The sequence below is a fragment of the Pseudokineococcus marinus genome (assembly GCF_013004605.1).
GTDB classification, from domain to species: Bacteria; Actinomycetota; Actinomycetes; order Actinomycetales; family Quadrisphaeraceae; genus Pseudokineococcus; species Pseudokineococcus marinus.
The window spans coordinates 1-5,129 of record NZ_JABEMA010000223.1; the positions used below are offsets into that span (position 1 = coordinate 1).

Annotated in this window: 6 protein-coding genes; 1 reads left to right on the forward strand and 5 read right to left on the reverse strand. The window is 78.3% G+C overall.

Annotated elements, in window-relative coordinates; translation table 11 throughout:
- From HLB09_RS12640 to HLB09_RS12655, 4 genes are all read right to left on the reverse strand, one after another.
- A partial coding sequence (locus tag HLB09_RS12640) for an Hpt domain-containing protein (protein WP_171203709.1) occupies positions 1 to 495 on the reverse strand: 495 nt, incomplete at its 3' end.
- 150 nt (positions 496 to 645) lie between these two features.
- Positions 646 to 1,137 carry a hypothetical protein gene (locus tag HLB09_RS12645; RefSeq protein WP_171203710.1) on the reverse strand — a complete coding sequence of 164 codons (492 nt, stop codon included), beginning with the start codon at positions 1,135 to 1,137 and terminating at the stop codon, positions 646 to 648.
- Positions 1,134 to 1,508: a response regulator gene (locus HLB09_RS19430; protein ID WP_171203711.1), complete on the reverse strand. Its 375-nt coding sequence runs from the start codon at positions 1,506 to 1,508 to the stop codon at positions 1,134 to 1,136. The genes HLB09_RS12645 and HLB09_RS19430 overlap by 4 nt, the downstream gene beginning before the upstream one ends.
- A gap of 188 nt (positions 1,509 to 1,696) precedes the next feature.
- Positions 1,697 to 2,947: an EAL and HDOD domain-containing protein gene (locus tag HLB09_RS12655; protein WP_171203712.1), complete on the reverse strand. Its 1,251-nt coding sequence runs from the start codon at positions 2,945 to 2,947 to the stop codon at positions 1,697 to 1,699.
- 218 nt (positions 2,948 to 3,165) lie between these two features.
- On the opposite strand from HLB09_RS12655, the gene HLB09_RS12660 reads away from it, so the two are divergent.
- On the forward strand, positions 3,166 to 4,026 hold the full coding sequence (locus HLB09_RS12660; RefSeq protein ID WP_171203713.1) for a DNA-formamidopyrimidine glycosylase family protein: 861 nt from the start codon (positions 3,166 to 3,168) through the stop codon (positions 4,024 to 4,026).
- Positions 4,027 to 4,092: 66 nt separating this feature from the next.
- On the opposite strand, the gene HLB09_RS12665 is transcribed toward HLB09_RS12660, so the two are convergent.
- Positions 4,093 to 5,076: an SDR family NAD(P)-dependent oxidoreductase gene (locus HLB09_RS12665; protein WP_212771018.1), complete on the reverse strand. Its 984-nt coding sequence runs from the start codon at positions 5,074 to 5,076 to the stop codon at positions 4,093 to 4,095.
- Positions 5,077 to 5,129: the final 53 nt, after the last annotated feature.

A 5,129-nucleotide genomic window follows, 5' to 3' on the forward strand; every position in this document is an offset into this window, starting at 1 on the left:
GACCGTCACCCGCCGCGGTCCACCCGCCAGCGACCGCGCCACCGTCGCCCAGTTGCGACCCTGCCCGAAGAGCCCGTGCACGAAGACGACACGAGGACCCTCCTCGCCGACGGTGCTGGCGGCGAGCACGCCGGTGAGGTCGGCGCCGGCGTCGGAGCCGGTGGCCTCGATGCGCCCGAGGAGCCCGCGGACGGCGTCGACCATGTGCAGGAGCACGGTGACGGTCTGCGGCGTCGCGACGGCGCGGCCGTCGCGCAGGCGCGCCAGCAGGGTCTCGCCGACGTGCGCGAGGCGCTCGAGGTCGGAGAAGGCGAGGAAGCCGCTCGTGCCCTTGATGGTGTGGATGGTGCGGAAGATGCCGGCGAGGAGCTGGCGGGAGGAGGGGTCGGCCTCGAGCGCGACCAGCTGCTGGTCGAGCTCGTCGAGGTTCTCCTCGGACTCGACGAGGAACTCGCTGACGATCTCGTCCATGCCCTCGAGGGCGCCGTCGTCCATGCCGCTCCTAGCTCGCTCGCTCGGGCGCGCCGGCGGCGCGCTCTCCTGCTGTCGGTCGCCGGGCCTCCGACCTGGAGGCGCGGGGCGCGCCCCGGTGCGGGGCGCAGGCCCGCCCGGGGGGCCTCGGTGGGCGCCCCGGGCGGGTCGTCGCTACGTGAGGAGCAGCGACATGCCGCCGCGGCCGTAGCCCGCGACGTCGAGGACGAGGTCCAGGCGGCCGGCGCCGCGGCGCAGCGCGTCGGCGACGTCCGTCGGGCAGGGCTCGCCGCTGCCGTGGACGGACGCGAGGCGGCCGTGGCCGCCGCCCGCCACCGGCACGAGCGGGGCCATGACGTTGCAGAGCTCGGCCACGTTCTCGGCGAGGAGCGGCGAGAGCTGCCCGTCCTCGACGGACGCCTCGGCCCCGCCGCGCGGCACGAGGCCCAGGGCGGCGCCGAGGATCGCGGAGCCGGCGAGGTCGAGAGCGAGCAGGCCGACGGTCTCGGCGCCGCGGGTGTAGACGGCGACCGTGCCGGCCGCGTCGTCCCCGGTCACGCGGGGCCCGGGCCCGGGCACGACGTCGCGCCCGAGGAGCCCCTCGAGGACGCCGCGGACCGCCGCGGTGGTGGGCAGCTCGACCGCGGTGGTCGCCGCCTCGCTCACGACGCGACCCCGGCGAGCGCGGACTCGATCGCGTCGTGGAGGACCTCGGGCGTGAAGGGCTTGGTGACGACGAAGGTCGCCCCCGCCGCCGAGGCCCGGTCGTGCACCTCGCTCGCGGCCTCGGAGGTGATGAAGCCGAACGGCGTGCGGTCACCGCCCGCCCGGAGCTGCTGGAGCATCTCGATGCCGGAGGTGCCCGGCATGTTCCAGTCGCACAGCACGAGGTCCGGAGACTCCTCCCCGACCTTCTCCAGGCCGGCCCCGCCGTCGCCGGCCTCGACCACCTCGAGGGAGCCGAACCCCGCCTGCCGCAGCGCGCGCACCACGATCTGGCGCATCACCCGGCTGTCGTCCACCACGAGCACTCTCACCGCTGGCCTCCCCTGCGTCGGCGCCGCCTCAGCGCCCCTGCGCCGTCTATCGGCAGGCACCCGCCCGGGCTTCACCCCTGCGGGCGACGTGCTCGAGGGGCGCCGGCGGAGGGCGCCCGCGGAGGGGCTCGGACGCCGGTCGTGGCCCCGTCCCCCGACCCTCAGGGGCCCGCGGCGCCAGGGACGGGTCAGAGGGCGCCGGTGAGGCCGCGCGCGATGCGCGTGGCCCAGGCGAGGGCCTCGAGGTGGGCGGCGGCGACCGCCGCGGCGCCGGGGCCCTCGCCGTCCAAGTCGGAGGGCCAGGGGGACCCGCCCTCCAGGGCGCGCACGGCGACGAGCGCCGGACCGACCGGCCCGGTGCCGGTGAGCAGGGCCGCCGCGCCGACCGGCCCGAGGCCCGTCTCGCGCACGAGCTGCTCCACGGGGGCGCCCGTCGTGTCCGAGACCGCCGACAGCAGCCCCACGGTGTACAGCTCGCCCTCGAGGCCGCGCTCCGGGGCCAGCAGCTCGCACGCGCGGGCCCGGGCGAGGACGCGGACGACGTCGTCCAGAGGGTCCGCCGAGGAGGAGGACGCGCCGAGGAGCGCCACGACGACCCACGAGCGCAGCGCGCGCGGGCCGAGGAGCACGAGCGCCTGGCTCACCGAGCGGACGGGCGTGCGGGCGCCGCTACCGGCCGACCCGACCCAGCGCAGCACGCGCAGGCCGAGCGCCGGGTCCTCCTGGACGAGGCGCTCGACGGCGCGGGCCGAGGCGTCGGGCTCGCCGAGGAGCGCGAGCAGCCGGGCGCAGACGACCTGCGACGGCGAGAGGGCGACGCCGTCGACGACCCGTGGCCGGTCGAACCAGAAGCCCTGGAACCAGGTGTAGCCGGCGGCGGCGCACTCCTCGACGTCGTCCGGGCCCTCGACCCGCTCGGCCAGCAGCCGGACGTCGGGGGACGCGAGGCGCACCCGCGCGGCCACGTCCGCGGGCGTGCGGCCGGCGGCGCGCACGGCCTCGACGTCGACCTTGACGACGTCGACGAGCGGGACGAGGGCGAGCCGCTCGTCGTCGCCGACGTAGTCGTCGAGGGCCAGGACGTAGCCCTCGCCCCTCAGGCGCACGAGCCCCTCGCGCAGCGCGTCGTCCACCGGGACGTCCTCGAGCACCTCGAGGACGACGCCCTCGGGGCGCACCGGCAGGGGCACCTCGCCGAGGAGGAAGGAGCGGGTGAGGTTGAGGAAGACGAGGCCGCCCTCGCCCACGGGGCCGGGCGTGAGCCCCCCGAAGGCCGCCGAGATGACGGCGGAGGTGGCGCGGTCCTGCGCGGCGGCGTCCCAGCCGGGCCCGCCCGGCGCGGCGCCCTCGCCGCGGAAGAGCAGCTCGTAGCCCACGCGGCGACCGCCGGCGTCGACCACCGACTGGCGGGCCAGGGGGAGGCGCGTGCTCGTGACCACCGTCCCCCCTCCCTGCGGCCCCGGCCTGCTGCAGGGCGACGCCGCCTCATCGGCAGCCGCGGGCTCGCGCCGCAGGGGCGGCGCGCCGGGGGTCGCCCGTTCGGCGGTCCCGCCCGGGGAGAGGCTCCCGGGAGGTGGGTGGGCGAGGTGCGGGGCGGGGACGACGGGGGCTGGGCGGCGAGGAGGTGGGAGGGCGGCGGCGGTGCCACAGTGGCGCGGTGCCCGAGCTGCCGGAGGTCGAGGCCCTCGCCGAGTTCCTGCGCGAGCGCGCCGTCGGCCGCGTCGTCGCCGCCGTCGAGGTCGCCGCCATCAGCGTGCTGAAGACCTTCGACCCCCCGCCGACGGCGCTGGCGGGCCTGGAGGTCGTCTCCGCCGACCGGCACGGCAAGTGGCTCGACCTCGGCGCCGACGGGCTGCACCTCGTGTGGCACCTCTCGCGCGGCGGCTGGCTGCGCTGGTACGACGCCGTCCCCGAGCGGCCCGCCCGCCCCGGGAAGGGGCCCCTGGCCCTGCGGGTGCGCCTCGACGACGGCAGCGGCTTCGACCTCACCGAGGCCGGCACCCGCAAGCGGCTCGCCGTCCACGTCGTCCGCGACGCGGCCGAGGTGCCGCAGGTCGCCTCGCTGGGGCCCGACCCGCTGGACCCCGGCTTCGACCGCGACGCCCTCGTCCGCCTGCTCGCCGGCTCGCGGCAGCAGGTCAAGGGGCTGCTGCGCGACCAGCACCTGCTCTCGGGGGTGGGCAACGCCTACAGCGACGAGGTGCTGCACGCCGCCCGCCTGTCCCCCTTCGCCGTCGCGGGCCGTCTCGGCGAGGAGGAGGTGGACCGGCTCGACACGGCGCTGCACGCCGTCCTCGAGGCCGCCGTCGCCGCGGCCCGCGGGCGGCCGGCGGCCGAGCTCAAGGACGCCAAGCGGCAGGGCATGCGCGTCCACGGCCGCACGGGGCAGGATTGCCCGGTGTGCGGGGACGTCGTCCGTGAGGTCTCCTTCGCCGACCGGTCCCTGCAGTACTGCGCCACGTGCCAGACGGGCGGCCGCGAGCTCGCCGACCGGCGGATGTCGCGACTCCTGCGCTAGGGGACGCGCTCCCCCGACCGACGTCGCGACCGACGCCCGGGAGCGGCGGACGAGCCGGGGGCGGCCTCAGCGCGAGGTGCGGGTGCGCCGCCGGGCCAGCTGGTCCGGGCTCGTCGGGTCGGCGTCCGGCGAGGGGTCGAGCACGTTGCCCGGCGTGTCGTCGACGCGGCGCCGGTCGAGACCCAGCAGCCGCAGGAGCGGGCCGACCGCCGCGTCGTAGACGCCGGGCAGCAGCCCGAACCCCAGGCGCAGGAAGGGGTTCCCCCAGCCGGCGCGCGTGTCGCGCTGCGCCGCAGCGGGTCGCGCGAGCACGCGGACGACCCGGTCGGCCACCGTCGCGGGGTCGTAGACCGGCATCGGGGGCTTGCCGTGGTGGCCGAGGTAGGTCGCGGCGCGGCGGTAGACGGGCGTCTCCACCCCGCCCGGGGAGACGAGGCGCACGTGGACGCGCCGCCACGGGCGGTTCTCCTGCTGCAGGGTGCGCGCCAGCCCGTGGACGGCCCACTTGCTCGTGACGTACGACGACATCCACGGCGCCGTCACCTGGCCGAGCACCGAGCCCAGCAGGACGAGCGTCCCCTCCTCCTGCGCGCGGAAGCGGCGCAGCGCGTGGCGGGCGACGGCGGCGGTGCCGAGGACGTCGGTGCGCACGACCCGCTCGAAGACGTCGGCGGGGACCTCGGTGAGGTCGCCGTAGGCGATGACGGCGGCGCTGTGCACCACGGCGTCCAGACGGCCCTCGCGGCGCACGACGTCGTCGACGCACGCCCCGACGGCGTCGTCGTCGGCCACGTCGAGGGGGTGGGTCGTCGCGCGGGCGCCCTGCGCGCGGCAGTCGGCGGCGACGGCCTCCAGGCCCTCGCGGCCGCGGGCGGCCAGGGCCAGGACGGCGCCGGGGCGGGCGAGGCGCAGCGCCGTCGCCCGCCCGATGCCGCTGGAGGCGCCCGTCACGAGGACGACGCGGGGCAGGTCGGCCCCGTGCGCCCGGGGGGCACCGCTCAGCGCGCCCGCAGGGCTCGTCGTCCTCGTCCGCCGGTCACCTGTCGTCACCGCCCCACCCTGGCCCCGCGGGCGCCCGCCCGCAGCGCGGCGGCCCCGCCCGG